Source organism: bacterium Scap17 (genome assembly GCA_013376735.1).
Classification (GTDB): Bacteria; Pseudomonadota; Gammaproteobacteria; order Pseudomonadales; family Halomonadaceae; genus Cobetia.
The window spans coordinates 3611701-3631005 of record VINJ01000001.1 but is presented as its reverse complement, the minus strand read 5'-3'; the positions used below and the strand labels follow the sequence as shown (position 1 = coordinate 3631005).

Genomic DNA, 19305 nt, shown 5'->3' with positions numbered 1-19305 from the left:
GCTGACTAGATGAAACTGCGCACGGTGGCCAGCCCGACCAGCGTCATCAGCACCGTGTAGGGCAATGCCATCCATACCATACGCCCGTAGGAGAGCCTGACCAGTGGCGCGATGGCGGAGGTGAGCAGGAACAGGAACGCCGCCTGGCCATTGGGGGTCGCAACGCTGGGCAGGTTGGTGCCGGTGTTCACCGCGACCGCCAGCGCATGGAAGTGCTCGCGGCTGATATTGCCGGCCACGAACTCGTTCTTGACCTGGGTGATGTACACCGTGGCCACGAAGACATTGTCCGAGATGGCCGAGAGCAGCCCGTTGGCCAGGAACAACGCGCCGGCCTGCTCTTCGATGGGCAGACTGAGTACCCATTGGATGAATGGCTGGAACAGGTGCTGCTCGTGGATGACCGCGACAATGGTGAAGAACACCACCAGCAGCGAGGTGAAGGGCAGTGATTCCTGGAAGGCGCGGCCGATCTGGTGCTCATCGGTGATGCCGTTGCCGGCGGTCAGCAGAATGATCACCGCCAGCCCGATCAGCCCGACCTCTGCCATGTGCAGCGCCAGCGCCAGTACCAGCAGCACGGCCACCACGGCCTGCACGATCAGCGCGGCGCGTTCCCGCGGCGTGCGCCGTGCATCCTGATGATGATCATAATCCTCGAGAATGCGTCGCACGCTGGCGGGCAGTCGCTGGCCGTAGCCGAACCAACGGCCGCGCTCCAGCAGCACACACAGGGCGAGGCCGGCGAAGAAGGTCGGCACGGTGACCGGCGCCATGGCGAGGAAGAAGTCGATGAAGTCCCATTCAGCGGCCTTGGCGATCACCAGGTTCTGCGGCTCGCCGATCATGGTGCTGACGCCTCCCAGCGCGGTTCCCACCGCGCCATGCATCAGCAGCGAGCGCAGAAAGCCGCGGAAATCCTCAAGGTCTTCACTGTGCACGGCCTCGACGCTGACATCGTTGGCATGGTCATGCTGAGTATCGAAATGCTTGCCCGAGGCCACCTTGTGGTAGACGGAGTAGAAGCCCACCGCGATGCCGATGATGACCGCCGTCACCGTCAAGGCATCGAGAAAGGCGGACAGCAGGGCGCTGGAGAGACAGAACATCAGCGACAGCCATGTCTTGGAGCGCACGCCGAGGATGATCTTGGTGAAGGCATACAGCAGCAGCGGCTTCATGAAGTAGATGCCGGCCACCATGAACATCAGCAACAGGATCACCGGCAGGTTGCGCTCCATCTCCTGCATGATGGCCTCCGGTGAGGCCATGCCGATGACGACGGCCTCCAGCGCCAGCAGACCGCCCGGCTGGAGGGGATAGCACTTGAGCGCCATCGCCAGCGTGAAGATGAATTCCCCCAGCAGCAGCCAGCCGACGATCACGCCACCTTGGGGGCCGCTGAACCACAGCAGTAGTGGGTTGGTGATCAGAAACAGGCACATCAGCTGCTTGTACCAGCGTGGCGACTGGCCGAGGAAGTTGCGCGCCAGTCCGCGGCTGAGCGTCTGGCGTGTGTCGTGTGATAGCGAAGGCATGGGCAGTTCCCGGCGTTGATTTGTTGTTGTTGGAGGACGGGATCGGCAATGCCGCTTCAGCGCGTGCTTTGCTATCATCGCCGCCGTCATCGAGCGCCTGGCGGTATTAGAGCACGCCCGTCGATGAGGTCTCGGGTAGCCTTTGGTCGTGAAATTCGCGCAGGCAGCGCTGCGCTGTCGCTGGCCGGTGTGCTGCGAGCTCTCCCGAGGCGCGTTGCTGGCAGACGTCGTCCGATTGAAAGATCGGCCTTTGCAGCCCCCGTGCTGCTTTTGTACGAGACCCGAAGATGAAATCACGGCATACCGGCTTGACCCACCTCAAGCATTCCGCGCGTTACTCGCTCAAGGGCCTCAAGGCCGCCTGGAGCAACGAAGAGGCCTTCCGCCAGGAGATCGTGCTGTGCGCCTTGCTGCTGCCGTTTGCCTGGTGGATCGGTGACTCGCATGTCGAATGGCTGCTGCTGGTCGGTTCTACGCTGATCGTGCTGATGGTCGAACTGCTCAACTCGGCGGTGGAATCCGCGATTGACCGCATCGGCCCGGAATTCCATGAACTGTCCGGGCGCGCCAAGGACATGGGCTCGGCGGCGGTGATGATCAGCCTGATCTTCGCCGGGCTGACCTGGGGCACCCTGCTCTACGACAAGCTGTTCGGCTGAGTGCCCAAGCCCCGACCACATCAATGAAAGGGGCGGCGGGCAGGGCCGTGTCATGTGCCAGCGGCCTCCGTTATGCTGAGGGCTGGATCGAAGGAGACGACCATGCCCCAGCTACCCCCCGCGCAGTCCCGCCCACTGTTGCCCGCTGATTTCCTTGCACCGTCATCGCTGCTGGCCGAGCAGTCGGCTGACAGCCGTGCCACGCTCGTGAGCGCCCTGCACGCCGCCCAGGAGCGCCTCGAAGAGAGCCTGACCCAGGCTGAGAATCTCAGCGAGATGCGTGGCGATGACAGCTCTCCGCTGGCGACCTTCCTGGCCCTCGATGAGCGTCAGCGCAGCCAGCTGGGACGTCTGATCACGCTCTCCGACTTCGCGCTGGAGACGCTGTGCCGTCGCCCAGAACTGCTGTCCGAGCTGCTCGAGAGTGGCGAGCTGGAGCGCGCCTTGCCGGTCGCCCAGCTCACTGAGCGTCTCGCCGCCGGCCTCGCCAGCGCCGAAGACGAGAAGGCGATGCAGCAGGTGCTGCGGCGCTTCCGCCAGCTGCGCATGCTGGGCATCGTGTGGCGCGACCTCAACGGCGCCCAAATGTGGCAGACCGCGGCGGCGGTCTCGCGCCTCGCCGAAGTCACTCTCGAGGGCGCGCTTGGCTGGCTGGAAGCCTCGCTTGAGCTGCGTTATGGCCGCCCCGCGCCGGACCGCTTCGGCGAGCCGCAGCGGCTGGTGGTGCTCGGCATGGGCAAGCTGGGCGCCGGCGAGCTCAACCTCTCCTCCGATATCGACCTGATCTTCGCCTTTCCCGACAAGGGCGAGACATCCGGTGGCCGCAAGTCTCTGGATCATCAGGAATATTTCACGCGTCTCGGCCAGAAGCTGATTGCCGCGCTGGACGCGATGACCGCCGATGGCTTCGTGTTTCGCGTCGACATGCGGCTGCGTCCGCTGGGGGACGGCGGGCCTCTGGTCGGCAGTTTCTCGATGCTGGCCAGCTACTATCAGGATCAGGGCCGCGAATGGGAGCGTTACGCGATGCTCAAGGCGCGCCCGGTGGCAGGCCGCGTCGCTGCCGGCGAGCGCCTGATCGCGCACCTGCGCCCCTTCGTCTATCGCAAGTATCTGGATTTCGGTGCCATCGAGTCGCTGCGCGAGATGAAGGCGATGATCAACCGCGAGGTCAAACGGCGCGGGCTGTCCGACAACATCAAGCTCGGCTCCGGCGGCATTCGCGAGGTGGAGTTCGTCGCCCAGGCCTTCCAGCTGATTCGGGGCGGGCGTGAGTCGGAATTGCAGGTTACCTCGCTCAAGCAGGCCTTTGCGCGCCTGCCAGCCCTGGGCTTGCTGCCGCAGGCGGTCGTAGATGAGCTGGTGCCGGATTACGTCTTCCTGCGCGATCTCGAGCACGCCCTGCAGGCCCAGGCCGACCGTCAGACCCAGACATTGCCGTTGGATCCGCTGGGCCGCGAGCGTCTCGCCCTGGCCATGAAACTGCCCGATTGGGAGGCACTCACCGCGCGTCTGGAAGAGGTGCGTATGCGCATCCGCCATCACTTCGACAACGTGATCGCCGCGCCGGAAGACGACGAGGCCGAGCAGGGCGAAGGCCAGCAGGCGCTGGATGAGTGGCGAGCGCTGTGGCGCGGCGAGCTGACGGCGGAGGAGGGCGAGGCACTGCTCGCCGAGAGCGGCTTCAAGAGTGCGGCCGAGAGTTTCCGCCGTCTCGATAGCCTGCGGCGGTCGCGTGCGGTGCAGGGCATGCAGCGCATCGGCTTTGATCGCCTCGATGCACTGATGCCGCCATTGCTGCAGGCGCTGTGCTCGGCGGCGGGCGACCCCGAGAAGCCCGCCGAGCACGATGCCAGCCGAGTGCTGGAGCGCGTCTTGCCGCTGGTCGAGGCGGTATTGCGGCGGACGGCCTATCTGGCGCTGCTGCGCGAGAATCCGGATGCGCTGACGCAGTTGATGCGCCTGTGTGCGGCAAGCCCCTGGATCGCCGAACAGCTGGCGCGTTATCCGGTGTTGCTTGACGAGCTGCTGCATCCCCACAACCTCTATTCACCCGCCGACAAGACGCGCCTCGCCGATGAGCTGCGCACCGCATTGTCTCGCATTCCGGAGGATGATGAAGAAGCGCTGCTCGAGGCCTTGCGAGTGTTCCGCCATGCCCAGGTTTTACACGTGGCGGCCTCCGATATCGCCGGTGCCCGCCCGCTGATGAAGGTCAGTGACTATCTGACCTTCATCGCCGAGGTGGTGCTGGAACAGGTGCTGGCGATGGCGTGGAAGACCCTGACCCGCAAGCATGGCTTCCCCATCGGACGCGATGGCCAGCCGATCACCGGCGACAGCCTGAGTGGCAGCTTCGTGATCGTCGGCTACGGCAAGCTGGGCGGCATCGAGCTGGGCTATGGCTCGGACCTGGATCTCGTCTTCCTGCATGATGCGGCCAGCAAGGGCCAGACGGATGGCCCGCGGCCGCTGGACAACCCGCTGTTCTTCACGCGCCTGGGGCAGCGCATCATCCACCTGCTCACGGCAGTGACGCCGGCCGGTGCGCTCTACGAGGTCGACATGCGCCTGCGCCCCTCAGGCAATTCGGGGCTGCTGGTCTCGAGTCTGGCGGCCTTCCGGGACTATCAGCTCACGCAAGCCTGGACCTGGGAGCATCAGGCGCTGGTACGCGCGCGGGCCGTGGCGGGGGACCCGGCGCTGGCGCTGGCCTTCGAGGAGGTGCGCCGTGAGGTGCTCGGTCAGCAGCGGGACGAGAAGACGCTGCGTCAGGAGGTGATCACCATGCGCCACAAGATGCGTGATCACCTGGGCAGCAGCGCCAGAGACCGCGAGGCCGGCCAGTTCCATCTCAAGCAGGACGCCGGCGGCATCGTCGACATCGAGTTTCTCGCCCAGTACTGCGTGCTGGCGCTGAGTCATCAGGTGCCCGCTCTGCTCGAGTGGAGTGACAACATGCGGCTGCTGGAAACCCTCGAGTCCTGCGGACGGCTGCCGGGCGAGCAGGCCGGTGAGCTGCGCGAGGCCTATCTGGCCTATCGCGATGTCAGTCATCGCCTGGCGCTGGAAAAGCACGGCAGCCTGATGCGGCTGGAGCAGCACCCGCTGATTGCTGCCCACCGTGAGCGGGTCATCACCCTCTGGCAGTCACTGCTGGGCGAAGATCAGGTCAGTCACGAGGGAGTTTAACGTCAAATCAATGCTCGCAATCCCCTGTCGCTATCCCCAAGAAAGGGGCATCAGACAACGTTGACAGGGGAGGTCAGCATGATGGAGTGGATCGCGAATCACTCGAAAACCATCTCGGCGATAGCCAGTATCGGCTCGTTCTTCATCTGGCTGGTCTATGCGCAGTTGCTGTATCACAACTTCCGTCGCCAGCGTCGCCCGCGCGTGCTGATCAATCGCGGCAAGTCCAAAGGCATCGACAGTCTGTGCATCGTCAGCAACATGAGTGCCGAATCGATCTTCATCGAGCACATCATTGCCAGGTTGGATACCAGTCACGGCAGCCTGCTGATGGATGTCACCGAGTTCGAGCGCAGTTACCAGGTAGGTGACGAGCAGCGCAAGGATGCGCAGAACGATGAGAGTGAGCAGTCCGCGCAGGAGGCTTCCAGCAGCAGTGAATGGCGCATCTCCGATACTACGCGTCAGGGGCCGCTGGGCTCGGGCGACTTCCTGCATATCGGGACTTTCTCTGAAGTCATCGAGCGCATGGCGCGCCGCAATGGCATCTCGCTCGAGGGGCACTGGCCCAGCAATGAGCAACTGAAATTCCAGCGTCTGACACTGCGCATCATTGGCATCTACGGCAGTGAGGACCACCCGATCGGCGTCGAGCGTGCCTTCCGTCTGCACGATGCCGGTGGAGAATGTGCGCTGGTACCGGAGCGCTGGGATTCCAATCGCCTGTCATCACGCAGGCAGCGTCACAAGTTGCGCAAGCTTTTGGAGCGCATCAGTGGGGAAGACATCAGCGAGCAGTCCACCTTCCAGCCCCCGAGTGACGAGGAGTCGCGCAACAAGGCTTCGTGAATGCGGGCGCATGAAGCTAATGCATGAACCATCGGATGCATGAAGTCCCGGTCGCACGAATCACCGGGCGCATGCATCATCGTAAGCATGACAGCGGTGTCTTCACACTGTCAGGGTGTCGAGGATGGGGTAGGCTTTGCAGAGCCCATTCACGGAGAACCCTCGGATGCAGGAACGCGTCACGCCCTTTCAGTTGTTCATCCTGGTGCTGTCGATCTATGTGATCGGCGCCATGGTGGTGGACCTTGTCTTTGAGTTGTCACCGCAGGTCCAGCGGCTGCTGGAGTACATGGACTACGTGGTCTGCCTGTTCTTCTTCATCGATTTCTGCAAGCGCTTCGCCAGTGCCAAGAGCAAGCGCGAGTACATGAAGTGGGGCTGGATCGACCTGCTGGCCTGTATCCCGGCGGGGCTCTTCCAGGGCGCGAGGCTGTTTCGCGTGGTGCAGGTACTGCGGGTGCTGCGCGCCATCAAGTCGATGGAAATGATCTGGAAGCTGCTGTTCCGCAACCGGGCCGAGGGAGTCTTCGCCTCGGCGGCCACCGCCACGGTGCTGCTGGTGGTGTTCGGCGCCCTGACCATGCTGATGGTGGAGACCCCCAATCCTGACAGTCCCATCAATACCGCCGAGGAGGCGCTGTGGTGGGCGGTGGTGACGGTGACCACCGTCGGCTATGGCGACTACTATCCCATCACGACGCTCGGTCGCGTCGTGGCGGTGCTGTTGATGGTCGGGGGCGTGGGGCTGTTCGGGAGTTTCGCCGCCTATATCAGCTCGATCTTCATCGAGGATGACAGCGAGCAGGAGGCTCGGGCGGCGCGTGCCCAGCGCGACATGACGCGGGCGCTCTATCATCAGATCAGCGAGCTGACGACGGAGGTGCGCGAGTTGCGAGAACGGCTGGATCAGGTCGCTCAGGAGCGGGGCGAGTCGCTTGTCGAGCGTGAGCACCACCGTGAGGCGCTGCAGCGCCAGGTGAAGGAGGAGATGGAACAGCGCCTGGGGGATGCCGCCCCGCCAGACAGGGAGGGCCCCGCCGGCGAGCGCTGAGTCGCCAGACAGCCAAGAAGAAGCCCCTGCCGCCGTGAGGTGTCAGGGGCTTTTTTCGGACTGTCATCAGGCGTCAGACAAGCAGGGCGCTGCGCCGCGCATGATGTAGATGACGCTCAGCCGAAGTTGCGCGAGTAGAATATTTCGAGCATTTCACGACGCAGACGACCTTCGATGTTGGTGGCTTCCTCGAAGGTCAGCTCGCGACGCGAGGTGCCGAAGAGGTAGTTGTCCAGCTCGAAGTCCTTGAGCAGCATCTTGGTGTGGAACATGTTCTCTTGATACACGTTCACATCGACCATCTGATAGGCACGCTTGGTGTCTTCCGCCAGGTAATCCTGGATGGAGGTGATGTCGTGATCGATGAACAGTTTCTTGCCATCCACGTCGCGCGTGAAGCCACGTACGCGGTAGTCCATGGTCACGATATCGGAATCGAAGCTGTGGATCAGATAGTTCAGCGCCTTCAGCGGGCTGATCATGCCACAGGTCGAGACATCGATATCCAGACGGAAGGTGCTGATGCCGTTGTCCGGGTGGGACTCGGGATAGGTGTGTACCGTGACGTGAGACTTGTCCAGATGGCCGACGACCGTTTCCGGCAGCGGGCCCGGGCCCGGCGCGGTCTGGGACACGTCCTGCTCTTCCAGCTCGTGCTCGGCGATCAGGATGGTCACGCTGGCACCATGCGGCTCATAATCCTGGCGTGCGATGTTCAGCACGTGGGCACCGATGATGTTGGTGACATCCTTGAGGATCTGGGTAAGACGCTCGGCATTGTAGAGCTCATCGATATAATCGATATACGCCGTGCGCTGCTCTTCGGTCTGCGCGTAGCAGATGTCGTAGATATTGAAGCTCAACGAACTGGTGAGGTTGTTGAACCCGTGAAGGCGGAGTTGATCGCTCACGTCCAGGCCTCCTAGAGATGGGAGGGTGGTATGACATCCGATGCGCCATCGCAATGGGGCAGAGGCAGGCATCGGGCCGAAGAGGACATCTCGAAAGGTCCGTCCCGGCCGCTGGCAGCATGACTCACAGGGAGCATTGCGTGCCATCTTTGCCACAAGACGACCGGTGAGACGACCGGTTTGAGGGGCGTATTATGCACAGGCAGGGCTGACACGCCAGCGACAATTCCCGCCGATCCTGGCGAGTCGTCGTCAGTGGTGCGCTCCCTCCCGCCGTCGGCGGGGCCTTGAGCGGCGGGAGGGCCAGGCGAGATCAGGCCGCGATGTCGATGACTTCGTAGGAGTGAGTGATCTCGACACCCCCGGCGCTCAGCATCAGGGAGGCGCTGCAGTACTTCTCGGCGGACAGCTCGACGGCACGCTTGACCTGGGATTCCTTGAGGTTGCGACCGCTGACCACGAACTTGACGTGAATCTTCGTGAACACGCTCGGCACGCTATCGGCGCGCTCGGCGCTCAGTTCGGCGTGACAGTCGGTGACCTGCTGGCGGGCCTTTTCCAGAATCTGGATGACATCGAAGCTGGTGCAGCCGCCCAGCCCCATCAACAGCATTTCCATCGGACGCGGACCGGTGTTGCGACCGCCGTTGTCCGGATTGCCGTCCATGACCACGCTGTGGCCGCTGCCGGATTCGGCGAGGAACTGGCGACCATCGGTCCATTTGATGCTGGCGTTCATTGCCATGTCGGAACTTCTCCTTCTGATAAGTCGTTGATGCGCCACCGGCCCGGAGCTAGTGGCTATAAAGGCCAGGGGCGATAGGAATAAGGGCGCGGTGAGCACGATGGCGCACAGGGTAGCATTGTCATCGCCGTGCCCGGAGGAACGTCCAGCGCTGAGCTTATATCGCACTGGCTCAGGCCCTGGCGTGGCTCAGCAGCTCATCCAGCTCGGCCAGACGCTGTGGGGTGCCGACATCGATCCAGGCGCCGCGATGATGCAGGCCGCGCACCTCGCCATGCTGCATGGCCTCACGCAGCAGCGGCGCCAGCTTGAAGACACTGTCGGGGCCCTGGTAGGCCGGCGTCTCGGCGATGGCGCGGCGGATCAGGCGGGGTGACAGCCACGACACGCCGGAGAAGGTCAGCCGGCTGCCGGCCTGCTCGTCCTGCTCATCTTTCTCTTCCTTCTCGTCCTGTCCGCCATGTTCGGCGCGGGTTTCACCCTTCACAATCCCCGCCGGAGTCAGCAGGAAGTCGCCCTCGGGATGATGGGGCGGGTTATCCACCAGCACCAGCCCCGCCAGCGCCTGCGGCTGGTCGGCGTGTAGAGCCAGTGAATGGCTCGCCAGCGCCTGGATGGTCAGCAGCGTGAGGTCGACGTCACACCAGACATCGCCATTGATCAGCAGGAAGGGCGTGTCATCGCCTGCGTCCTGCGTCAACGCATCGGAGAGTGACAGGGCGCGAGCGATGCCGCCGCCGGTTTCCAGTGGCGTCTTCTCGTGTGAGAAGATCAGTGTCAGGGAGCGCTTGCGCCCCTGCCAGCAAGCCTCGAGCTGGCCCTGGGCATTCGGCTTCGCGGCGAAGTGGCTCAGAATCCTGCCGGCCAGGTGGCCCACATTGATGACGACCTTGTCCACATCGATCGCTTCCAGACGCAGTAGATGGTGCTCCAGCAACGGCAGCCCGGCGACTTCCAGCAACGGCTTGGGGGTGTGGTCGGTCAGCGGGCGCATGCGCGTGCCGAAACCGGCCGCCAGAATCATCGCGCGCATCAGTGGCTCCCCGGCTGGTTATCGGCATTTGCTGCGCTTCTCTTGCTTTCCCCACTTGCCGCAGCACTCTTCGCGGTGTCAGCGGCGGCCGCATTGCGCTGCAGGCGGGCGGCGCGATCGGCGAGTGCCGCCAGCTCATCGTAATCATCGAGGTTGATCTCGGGGCGCTCGCCATTGGCGAGACGCAGATCGCGCGCCTCGCATTCCTCGGCCAGGCGCAGCGACAGCGCCGGCGTCAACACCTCATCCAGCCAGTGGGTGAAGGAGATCAGTTCCGGGCAGAAGGCCAGGCCTTCGCGCAGATGGCCGAGGAAGCGCGGCATCAGCGTCAGGTAGCGGGGTTTGGCGTCCCGCAGCGTCAGGCGCGCGAAGATGCCGAGAATTTTGAGATTGCGCTGCACGCCCATGCGCTCGACGCTCTGGCGGTACTCGAGCGGGCTTGGTGCCGGCAGGCCGGCCGCGGCGTAGCGTGGCAAGGCGGCCAGGCGTGCCTGCTCGATCCAGCGCGCCATGGCGGGTTCCGGCCAGCGCCAGTGACGGTCACGCAGCAGCGAGATCAGGTCGTAGTTCTCGGGGCCGCTGACGGCGTCCTGGAAGTCGATGATCCACAGCCGGGGCTGGTGCTGGGATGCCGACTGATGCAGGAACAGGTTCTGGGCATGGAAGTCGCGATGCACGCTCACCACCGGTTGCGCGCTGGCGGCCGCGAGCAATTGGTCTCTCAGCTTGCCCCAGGCGGCGTAGCGGCGGTCATGCGGCATGTCGAGAAGCTGGCCAAGACACCACTCCGGAAACAGTTCCAGCTCGGCGGACAGCCGGGTGTCGTCATAGGCAGGCAGGTTGCCGGGTGGCAGCTGATGCAGCTGCTCGAGCAGCCCGATGGCTTCGCCATAGTAGTGGTCGGCGTGCTCGGTGCTGGTCAGGGCGGTCATCAGCGGGATGTCGCCGAGGTCTTCCAGCTCCAGGAAGCCAAGTGACTCGTCGAAGGCGAAGACCTCGGGCAGCGGCAGGCCGGCGTCACGCCATTGGCGGGCGATGGCGACGAAGCCGTGGCTGTCTTCCTTCTCGGGCGGGGCATCCATCAGGATGCGCGCCGGCGTGGCCGGGTCGAGCTCCTCGAGGTGCAGGCGGAAATAGCGGCGGAAGCTGGCGTCGTCAGCCACGGCGCTCATGCGCACGGCCTCTGGCGTGAGGTCGTGGCGGGCGGCGGCCCAGGCGTGCAGCGCCTGGCGGCGGGCGTCGGATGTCATGGGGCTTGGGCTCCTGTCGGCGTGTGCGGGGCCGGCTGTCAGTTGACGCCTGTGCCGCGGCCCCGCATGCTGTCGTGTGGTGACGAGAAGGCAGGCGGAACCGGCAAGCAGGAAGGCCGGTTGCTGGGCCTGTATAATACCGATTCCCCCAGCCAAGGACACAGAGCAGCCATGGCCCAGCGCAGCCATTCATCCCATCCGGGCAAGCCGACGACCGCTCCCGGGCGACGTCAGCGTCGCTTCGCGACTCCCTCTCTGTCTGCTCATTCCCGGCAGGCATCGATAGCCCGATTGGGCGATGACCGCCCGGTCTGGCAGCTCAAGCCACTGGTTTTTCGTCTGTTGTGGACCCTGGCGCCACTGGCCGCCGGCGCTCCTCTGATGGCACAGGCCGCGCCGCCCGAGCCCCTGTCAGCCAGTCAGCTCGACTGGCAGCCCTATGATGAGGTGCCGCAGGGCCAGCTGTGCTCCGGGCGCTATGTCACGCCGGCCTACCGTATCGAGGCGGGCGACACGCCGGAGCAGGTCACGACCTCGGCCGACAAGGCCAACTACGGCAACGATGGCGTCGCCACCCTGATGGGGGAGGTGGTGCTGCGGCGCGGCGATTCCCAGCTGGAATCGCCCGAGGTCAGCGTCAACGAGGCGCGTGACACCGCCACCGCCAAGGGCCCTGTCACCTATCGCCAGCCCGGAGTCCTGCTGCGTGGCGACGATGCGCGGGTCTCGCTCAACAGCGATGCGGCCAGCGTCGACAACGGCCACTACGTCTTTCACGAGCAGCATGTGCGCGGCGATGCGGTGCAGCTGGCGCGTCTCGAGGATGGCCGCTACCGCCTGAAGGATGCCAGCTTCACCTCCTGCGAGCCGGGCAACAGCCTGTGGCGCCTGGTCGGCAGCGACATCACCATCGATCAGGACTCCGGCTGGGGGACGGCCAAGCATGCGCGCATGGAAATGGGCGGGGTGCCGGTCTTCTACTGGCCCTACGTGCGCTTCCCGGTCGATGACCGTCGCCACACGGGCCTGCTGTGGCCGCAGTTCAGCTACACCAGCTCCAGCGGCTTCGACTACGCACAGCCGATCTATCTGAACCTGGCCCCCAATTACGATGCCACCCTCACGCCGCGTTACATCTCCGAGCGTGGCGAGATGCTGGAAGGCGAGTTCCGCTATCTATTGCCGCGTGGCGATGAAGGCAGCATCGAGGGCGCCTGGCTCGCCGATGACGACGGCGGAAGCGACCCCGACGATGACGAGGAAGACCTGATCGGCGAGGACCGCTGGTACATCAACTACCAGCATGCTGGCCGCTATGACGCCCGTACCGACTACCAGTTGAAGTACGGTGCCGCCTCCGATGGCAATTATTTCGACGACTTCGGGCGCAACTTCGGGGAAACGGAAACCGATAGCCTCGAGCGTCTGGCACAGCTCGATTACCACGGCGATGCCTGGGACCTGCAGTTCAAGGCGCAGGGCTACCAGCGCATGGACTACCCGCTGGATAACGATGACAAGCCGTTCTACCGTCTGCCGAGCCTGACCGCGAATGGTCGCTGGAGTCAGTCCAACGGCTTCTACGAAGAGTGGAATTCCAACGCGACCTACTTCTGGCGTGATGTCGATGAGACGGATACCGATATCGACGAAGACCAGGCTGCCAATGGTTCGCGCCTGCGTCTGGCGCCGGCACTGGGCTGGCGTAGTGATCAGAGCTGGAGCTTCATCGAGCCGCGCGCGCAGCTGGTCAGCCTGTCATACAGCCTGGACTATGGTGACCGCGAGACGGACCGCAGCACCAGCCCGTCCGCCACCATCCCGGTACTGTCGCTGGACAGCGGCCTGATCTTCGATCGCGAGACCGAATGGTTCGGCGACGGCTATACCCAGACGCTGGAACCGCGCCTCTATTACGCCTACGTGCCGGAGGTCGACCAGTCCGATCTGCCCGACTTCGACACCTCGGAAGACGCCTTCAGCTGGAATCAGCTGTGGTCTCCGTACCGCTTCAGCGGGGGTGACCGCGTCGGCGATACCAACAAGGTCTCCTACGGCGTGTCGTCACGCTTCATCAGCGATGAAAGCGGCCGTGAACGCCTCAAGCTGGGCGTCGGCCAGTCGAGCTACCTGTCGGACCGCAACATCGACATGGACGGTGATCCGGACAAGACCTCACGCTCCGACTTCGACAGCTACTCCGACTACTATCGTGCGACGCGTGACCGCTCGCCGGTGGTCTTCCAGGCCGATGTGGTGCTCAACGACCAGTGGACCGCCTCCCAGGCCGTGTTCCAGGATTTCGATCGTGGCGTGACCGAAAGTGCCCAGACCTCGCTGCGTTATCGCGCGGAACAAGGCACGGTACTGAACTTTGGCTTCAATCGTGAGATCGAAGGCTTCGTGCCTTACGACGATGAGGACGCGGATGACGTGCTGGGCTATACCCGCAACGAGTGGGATTTCTCCTTCGCGACGCCGATGAGCGAGAGCTGGTCGCTGCTGGGCCGCTACATGTATGACAGCACCAATTCCCGTTCACTGGAGAAGGTGTTGGGCGTGCAGTACAACGATTGCTGCTACGGCGTGCAGGTCACCTGGCGTGAATGGCAGGATGACAACGACACCGCCAACACCATCTCGGATGACGAAGAGAAGAATGGCATCTTCCTGACCTTTGAATTCAAGGGCTTGGGAGGCTTCGGCCAGAGTGCTGACAGCTACCTGGAGCAGGCTGTACCGGGCTATCGCAACGCGGGCTTCTGAGTCGCCGCGCCAGGCCGTGAATGACGCCAAGGCGCCGCCGCAGGGCGGCGCCATCCACATTTTTACGCCGAGAGAACATGTGATGCGCAAGACCCTGATTGCCCCGCTGGGGCTGGCATTTGTGCTGGCGAGTCTGCCGGCCGGTGCCGCCGAGTTGCTCGACCGCGTGGTTGCCGTGGTCAACAAGGACGCCATCATGCAAAGCGACATGGAGCAGCGCGTCACCCAGGCGAGTCAGCAGTTGCAGAGCCGTGGCATCAACCTGCCGCCGCGCGACGTGCTGGAGCGTCAGGTTCTTGATCGTATGGTCAACGAGCAGATTCAGCTGCAGTTGGCGGAGCAGGCCAATCTCAGCATCGATGACACCCAGCTCAACGCCACCCTGCGCGGCATCGCCAAGGACAACGGCATGAGCCTGGAAGCCTTCGCGGACAAGCTCGAGCAGGACGGCATGTCACTGGCCCAGGTGCGTGATCAGGTGCGTCGTGAGCTGCTGGTGCAGCAGATCCAGCAGCGCAGCGTCGCCAGTCGGGTGCGGATCTCCGATCGTGAGATAGACCGCTATCTCAATCAGCAGAATGTCGGCAGCGACGTCCAGTACCATCTGGCCCACCTGCTGGTGGCACTGCCCCAGGAGCCGACGCCGGACCAGGTCAAGGCCGCGCGCGCCAAGGCCGACAGCCTGCGCCAGCAGATCGAGCAGGGCACCGATTTCGCCCAGCTGGCCGCCGCCGAATCGGCCGGCAGTCAGGCATTGAGCGGCGGTGACCTGGGCTGGCGTTCCGGCGGCGAGCTGCCGACGGTGTTCGCCGATGTCATCCCGAGCATGCAGGCCGGTCAGGTCTCCGAGCCGCTGCGCAGTGCCAGCGGTTATCACCTCGTCAAGCTGATCGAGAAGCGTGGCGCGGGCAAGGCGTTGATTTCCCAGACGCGCGCACGCCACATCCTGATCCAGCCCAACCCGAACCTCAGCGATCAGCAGGCGCTTGAGCGTGCCGAGTCCATTCGCCGCCGTCTGCTGGGAGGCGAGGACTTCGCTGCGCTGGCTCAGGAATTCAGCGACGACAAGGGCAGCTCCCTCAAGGGTGGCGAGCTGGGTTGGGTCAGCCCGGGCCAGACGGTCTCCTCCTTCGAGACGGCCATGAATGGCCTGGACGTGGGCGAGATCAGCCAGCCGGTCAAGAGCCGCTTCGGCTACCACATCATCGAAGTCGAGGAGCGTCGCCAGCAGGATGTGACCAACTCCAGCCAGCGTGACAAGGTGCGCAAGACCCTGTTCCAGCGCAAGCTCAATGATGAGCTCGAAGCCTGGCAGCAGCAGGTGCGTGCCGAGGCCTACGTCGACAACCGTCTCGATGAACGGTAAGTCCGAGCGTAGCAGCGAGACACCGTCATGAATCGTCGCGAAGAGACTGCGCCCGACATCATCGCCCTGACCGCCGGCGAGCCAGCGGGCATCGGCCCGGAACTGCTGGTCATGCTGGCCGGCCAGGCGGAAGCGTTCCCCGCGCAGCTGGTCGCCGTGGCGGACCCCGCCTTGCTGGTCAGTCGTGCTCGCCTGCTGGGCTTGCCGCTGGTGGTGCATGAGTTGTCGCCAGGCGACCCGCTGCCGCCGGCCCGCAATGGTGAACTGGCCGTGTGGCCGGTGCCGCTGGCAGTGCCCAGCGAGCCGGGCGTGATCGATGCGCGCAACGGCGATCATGTGCTGGCAATGCTGGATGTCGCCATCGCCGCCTGCCAGGCGGGGCATGCCAGCGCGATGGTGACGGCGCCGCTGTCCAAGGCCGCCGTGATCGAGGCCGGGCATGCGGGCTTCACCGGCCACACCGAATACCTGCGCGATGTCTGCGGGGTCGAGGAAGTGGTCATGATGCTGGCGTGCCCCGGGCTGCGGGTGGCGCTGGCCACCACGCACCTGCCGCTGCGCGAGGTGGCCGATGCCATCACGCCCGAGGGCCTGACGCGAGTGATGAAGATCCTCGCCAAGGACCTGACGCGCTACTTCGGCTGTGCCGTACCGCGCATCGCGGTATGCGGGCTCAACCCGCATGCCGGCGAGGGCGGGCACCTGGGGCATGAGGAGATCGAGGTGATCTCCCCGACGCTCGATGCCCTGCGCGCGACCGGCATGCAGCTGGATGGCCCGCTGCCGGCCGACACCCTGTTCACGCCGAGGCATCTCGATGGCGTGGATGCGGTACTGGCGATGTACCACGACCAGGGCCTGCCGGTGCTCAAGTATGCCGGCTTCGGTGAAGCCGCCAACATCACGCTGGGCCTGCCGATCGTGCGTACCTCCGTGGATCACGGCACGGCGCTGGACATTGCCGGCAGCGGGCGCGCCGACGTCGGCAGCCTGCTGCAGGCCGTGCGTGTCGCCATCGAGATGGCAGCCGCCGCGCGAGCCTGAGATAATCCCCGCATCACTCGGGCGTGTCCGCATGGCGGCACGTCAGGCGTGCGCCACCGCGTGGCGTCTCGCTACCCCAGTCATTCGACCATCGAGGATGGTCTCGCCGCCCCGGTCTGCCTGTGTCCCTGCAGGCCATGGCGGCGTCTTGTTGTCGGGAATCCCGACGGATTCCCCGGAGGAAGGTCAGTCCCATGTCCCAGCATTTCCCCGCGCATCGCGCTCGCAAGCGTTTCGGTCAGAACTTTCTGCAGGACCTTGGCGTCATCTCTCGCATCGTGAATGCCATTCGTCCCGCGGAAGGCGAGCGCCTGGTCGAGATCGGTCCGGGGCAGGGTGCCTTGACCGGCCCGCTGCTGGAAGCGGCAGGCAAGCTGGAAGTCATCGAGCTGGACCGTGACCTCATCCCGGGTCTGCGCGTGCAGTTCTTCAACTACCCGGACTTCGTGATCCACGAAGGCGATGCCCTGCGCTTCGACTTCCCGGAGCTGGTCGGTGACGGCCCGGCGCTGCGCGTGGTCGGCAACCTGCCATACAACATCTCCACCCCGCTGATCTTCCACCTGCTGGAAGCGCGCGGCGCGATCTCCGACATGCACTTCATGCTGCAGAAGGAAGTCGTCGAGCGTCTGGCCGCCGAGCCGGGTGGCACCGACTGGGGCCGCCTGTCGGTGATGACCCAGTATTACTGCGCGGTGGAAAATCTGTTCCTGGTGCCGCCGAGCGCCTTCTTCCCGGCGCCGAAGGTGGATTCCGCCATCGTGCGTCTGGTACCGCACCGTGAACTGCCGCACCCGGCCAAGGACGAGAAGCTGCTCGCCGTCATCGTGCGCGAGGCCTTCTCCCAGCGCCGCAAGACGCTGCGCAACAACTTCAAGGGCCGCATCGATGCCGACCAGCTGACCGCGCTGGGCATCGATCCCTCGCGTCGCCCGCAGACGCTGACCGTCGCTGAGCTGGTGATGATCAGCAACCACCTCAGTGAGCAGGGCATGACGGTGGACAAGGCCGACAAGGCACCGAAGAAGCGTCCGCGCAGCAATGTCGGCCACGGTGCGTCGGCAGCCGACAGCGGCAGTGATAGTCATCGTGATAGCGACAGTGGCGAGCGTCTCGATGCCGAGAGCGATGCCAAGGGCGACGCCCGCAACGCCAGCGACCACGACGCATGAGTAGCGTGGCGGACATTCGTATCGACGCCGTACCCGAGTACTGCGCCGACGAGAGTCGTCCGAGCGAGAACCGACACGTGTTCCGCTACACCATCACCGTGCACAACGGAACGGATGAGACCGTGCAGCTGCTGGCGCGCTATTGGAAGATCACACAGGGCAGCGGCGACGAGCAGGAAGTGCGTGGCAAGGGCGTGGTCGGCAAGCAGCCACTGATCGCGCCCGGCGAGAGCTTCCGCTATACCTCACGCGCCGTGCTCGACATGCCGGTCGGCGTGATGCAGGGGGCCTATACCTTCTGTGACGCGACCCATGCGCGCACCTTCGAGGTCGCCATCGCACCGTTCCGTCTCGCCGGTCCGCATCAGGTTCACTAGGGTGGCCGCGTGGCGCAGCGTTTCGTATTCAAGACAGCAAGTCAGGCCGCCACGGCGGTCAGGGAGTGGGCATGACGCAGTGGGCGATTGGCGATTTGCAGGGCTGCCATCAAGAGTTTGAACTTCTGTTGCAGCGCCTCGATTTCACGCCGGGGCGCGATGTGCTGTGGCTGGCGGGAGATCTGGTCAATCGCGGGCCGGGCTCGCTGGAGTGCCTGCGTCTGGTCAAGTCGCTGGGCGATGATGCGCGGGTGGTGCTGGGCAACCATGACCTCCACCTGCTGGCGGTGGCCGAAGGCTTCAGCCGCCACAAGCGCTCCGATACGCTGAGGCCGATTCTCGAGGCGCCGGACCGTGAGGAACTGCTGGACTGGCTACGTCGTCAGCCGCTGATGGTGGATGCGCTGGTCGGCAATCGTCGCACGGTGATGAGCCATGCCGGCGTGTTGCCGAGCTGGACGCTGGACCAGGCGGCCGGTTATGCCCGCGAAGCGCACGCCGTGCTGGCGGGCGACGACTATCGAGGCTTTCTCGGCGAGATGTACGGCAATACGCCGGACCGCTGGCAGGAGGATCTCGAAGGCACGCCGCGCCTGCGCTGCATCGTCAATGTCTTCACGCGCATGCGCTTTCTGCACAGTGATGGTCGACTGGATTTCGCGGCCAAGGAAGGGCTGGACAGCGCGCCGGAGGGGTGCCGTCCCTGGTTCCAGTACCCGCGTCCCGAAGGGGCCTGGGATGATTCGCCGCGCCTGCTGTTCGGTCACTGGGCTGCTCTGGAAGGCGAGACACCGGCGGCGCGTCAGGATGTCGAGGCGCTGGACACCGGCTGCGTGTGGGGCGGTGGCCTGACGGCGCTCAATCTCGAGACGGAAGAGCGCGTCTTCGAGCCGGCGCTGTCCTCGCGCTGAGCGCCCTCCCGTCGCCAGTGACAGCAGGTCTGCCGTCGCTGGTGAATGCCTTTCCCCTTACTCAACAAGCGGAGTCCGCATGAGTTTCGAACATCTTGATCTCGCCACCCTCAGTGACTGGCGCCAACGCGACCCGTCGCTCGTGGTACTCGATATCCGCGATCCGCTCAGCTTCACGCAGGGGCGTATCCCGGGCAGCCGTCATCTGGACAACGCCAGTGCCGGTGCCATTCTGGAAGACACCCCGCGCGACAAGCCGCTGGTGGTGGTCTGCTATCACGGCCATTCCAGTCAGCAGGCCGCCGCCTGGCTGGCGGGGCAGGGCTTCGAGAAGGTCTATTCCCTCGATGGTGGCTTTACCCAGTACCAATTGACGCATGGTGATGACGTCGAGAGCGGTAGCTGACGCCGCCTGCACGTGACTGCCATCACTGGTCGTAT

Annotated in this window: 16 protein-coding genes; 11 read left to right on the top strand and 5 right to left on the bottom strand. The window is 64.5% G+C overall.

Annotated features, from left to right (window positions below; translation table 11 throughout):
- Positions 1–5 precede the first annotated feature (5 nt).
- Entirely contained in the window at positions 6–1538 is a 1533-nt protein-coding gene (gene nhaB, locus FLM52_15410; GenBank protein NVN57126.1) for a sodium/proton antiporter NhaB, read from the bottom strand.
- 287 nt (positions 1539–1825) lie between these two features.
- Between nhaB and FLM52_15405 the strand changes: the two genes are divergently transcribed.
- The 4 genes from FLM52_15405 to FLM52_15390 all read left to right on the top strand — a co-directional run bounded on the left by FLM52_15405 (position 1826) and on the right by FLM52_15390 (position 7289).
- Entirely contained in the window at positions 1826–2197 is a 372-nt protein-coding gene (locus FLM52_15405; GenBank protein ID NVN57125.1) for a diacylglycerol kinase, read from the top strand.
- A 102-nt stretch (positions 2198–2299) separates the two neighbouring features.
- Positions 2300–5389, top strand: a complete 3090-nt coding sequence (glnE, locus tag FLM52_15400; protein ID NVN57124.1) for a bifunctional [glutamate--ammonia ligase]-adenylyl-L-tyrosine phosphorylase/[glutamate--ammonia-ligase] adenylyltransferase — start codon at positions 2300–2302, stop codon at positions 5387–5389.
- 78 nt (positions 5390–5467) lie between these two features.
- On the top strand, positions 5468–6238 hold the full coding sequence (locus FLM52_15395; protein NVN57123.1) for a hypothetical protein: 771 nt from the start codon (positions 5468–5470) through the stop codon (positions 6236–6238).
- 166 nt (positions 6239–6404) lie between these two features.
- Positions 6405–7289, top strand: a complete 885-nt coding sequence (locus FLM52_15390) for an ion transporter (GenBank protein ID NVN57122.1) — start codon at positions 6405–6407, stop codon at positions 7287–7289.
- Between the two features lie 116 nt (positions 7290–7405).
- Here the strand turns inward: FLM52_15390 and speD are convergent, their stop codons facing one another.
- The 4 genes from speD to FLM52_15370 form a co-directional block, all read right to left on the bottom strand.
- Positions 7406–8200, bottom strand: a complete 795-nt coding sequence (gene speD / locus FLM52_15385) for an adenosylmethionine decarboxylase (GenBank protein ID NVN57121.1) — start codon at positions 8198–8200, stop codon at positions 7406–7408.
- 313 nt (positions 8201–8513) lie between these two features.
- Positions 8514–8939: an OsmC family protein gene (locus FLM52_15380; GenBank protein ID NVN57120.1), complete on the bottom strand. Its 426-nt coding sequence runs from the start codon at positions 8937–8939 to the stop codon at positions 8514–8516.
- A gap of 178 nt (positions 8940–9117) precedes the next feature.
- The gene (locus FLM52_15375; GenBank protein NVN57119.1) at positions 9118–9978 is read right to left on the bottom strand and encodes a nucleotidyltransferase family protein; all 861 of its coding nucleotides are present in this window, start codon (positions 9976–9978) and stop codon (positions 9118–9120) included.
- Entirely contained in the window at positions 9978–11228 is a 1251-nt protein-coding gene (locus FLM52_15370) for a phosphotransferase (protein NVN57118.1), read from the bottom strand. Before FLM52_15370 ends, FLM52_15375 begins: the two co-directional genes overlap by 1 nt.
- 381 nt (positions 11229–11609) lie before the next feature.
- On the opposite strand from FLM52_15370, the gene FLM52_15365 reads away from it, so the two are divergent.
- The 7 genes from FLM52_15365 (at position 11610) to glpE (ending at position 19270) form a co-directional block, all read left to right on the top strand.
- Positions 11610–13994, top strand: a complete 2385-nt coding sequence (locus tag FLM52_15365; GenBank protein ID NVN57117.1) for an LPS-assembly protein LptD — start codon at positions 11610–11612, stop codon at positions 13992–13994.
- Between the two features lie 82 nt (positions 13995–14076).
- Complete coding sequence (locus FLM52_15360) at positions 14077–15360, top strand: molecular chaperone SurA (protein ID NVN57116.1); 1284 nt, start codon at positions 14077–14079, stop codon at positions 15358–15360.
- A 27-nt stretch (positions 15361–15387) separates the two neighbouring features.
- On the top strand, positions 15388–16404 hold the full coding sequence (gene pdxA / locus FLM52_15355; protein NVN57115.1) for a 4-hydroxythreonine-4-phosphate dehydrogenase PdxA: 1017 nt from the start codon (positions 15388–15390) through the stop codon (positions 16402–16404).
- Between the two features lie 194 nt (positions 16405–16598).
- On the top strand, positions 16599–17576 hold the full coding sequence (gene rsmA / locus FLM52_15350; GenBank protein ID NVN57114.1) for a 16S rRNA (adenine(1518)-N(6)/adenine(1519)-N(6))-dimethyltransferase RsmA: 978 nt from the start codon (positions 16599–16601) through the stop codon (positions 17574–17576).
- Entirely contained in the window at positions 17573–17953 is a 381-nt protein-coding gene (gene apaG, locus FLM52_15345) for a Co2+/Mg2+ efflux protein ApaG (GenBank protein NVN57113.1), read from the top strand. Before rsmA ends, apaG begins: the two co-directional genes overlap by 4 nt.
- Positions 17954–18024: 71 nt before the next feature.
- Positions 18025–18864, top strand: a complete 840-nt coding sequence (locus tag FLM52_15340) for a symmetrical bis(5'-nucleosyl)-tetraphosphatase (GenBank protein ID NVN57112.1) — start codon at positions 18025–18027, stop codon at positions 18862–18864.
- A 79-nt stretch (positions 18865–18943) separates the two neighbouring features.
- Positions 18944–19270: a thiosulfate sulfurtransferase GlpE gene (gene glpE / locus FLM52_15335; GenBank protein NVN57111.1), complete on the top strand. Its 327-nt coding sequence runs from the start codon at positions 18944–18946 to the stop codon at positions 19268–19270.
- Positions 19271–19305 lie beyond the last annotated feature (35 nt).

Coding starts and splice junctions, on each gene's coding strand:
- nhaB (NVN57126.1), bottom strand. CDS start 1,538: ATGCCTTCGCTATCACACGACACACGCCAGACGCTCAGCCGCGGACTG.
- FLM52_15405 (NVN57125.1), top strand. CDS start 1,826: ATGAAATCACGGCATACCGGCTTGACCCACCTCAAGCATTCCGCGCGT.
- glnE (NVN57124.1), top strand. CDS start 2,300: ATGCCCCAGCTACCCCCCGCGCAGTCCCGCCCACTGTTGCCCGCTGAT.
- FLM52_15395 (NVN57123.1), top strand. CDS start 5,468: ATGATGGAGTGGATCGCGAATCACTCGAAAACCATCTCGGCGATAGCC.
- FLM52_15390 (NVN57122.1), top strand. CDS start 6,405: ATGCAGGAACGCGTCACGCCCTTTCAGTTGTTCATCCTGGTGCTGTCG.
- FLM52_15380 (NVN57120.1), bottom strand. CDS start 8,939: ATGAACGCCAGCATCAAATGGACCGATGGTCGCCAGTTCCTCGCCGAA.
- FLM52_15375 (NVN57119.1), bottom strand. CDS start 9,978: ATGCGCGCGATGATTCTGGCGGCCGGTTTCGGCACGCGCATGCGCCCG.
- FLM52_15370 (NVN57118.1), bottom strand. CDS start 11,228: ATGACATCCGACGCCCGCCGCCAGGCGCTGCACGCCTGGGCCGCCGCC.
- FLM52_15365 (NVN57117.1), top strand. CDS start 11,610: ATGGCACAGGCCGCGCCGCCCGAGCCCCTGTCAGCCAGTCAGCTCGAC.
- FLM52_15360 (NVN57116.1), top strand. CDS start 14,077: ATGCGCAAGACCCTGATTGCCCCGCTGGGGCTGGCATTTGTGCTGGCG.
- pdxA (NVN57115.1), top strand. CDS start 15,388: ATGAATCGTCGCGAAGAGACTGCGCCCGACATCATCGCCCTGACCGCC.
- rsmA (NVN57114.1), top strand. CDS start 16,599: ATGTCCCAGCATTTCCCCGCGCATCGCGCTCGCAAGCGTTTCGGTCAG.
- apaG (NVN57113.1), top strand. CDS start 17,573: ATGAGTAGCGTGGCGGACATTCGTATCGACGCCGTACCCGAGTACTGC.
- FLM52_15340 (NVN57112.1), top strand. CDS start 18,025: ATGACGCAGTGGGCGATTGGCGATTTGCAGGGCTGCCATCAAGAGTTT.
- glpE (NVN57111.1), top strand. CDS start 18,944: ATGAGTTTCGAACATCTTGATCTCGCCACCCTCAGTGACTGGCGCCAA.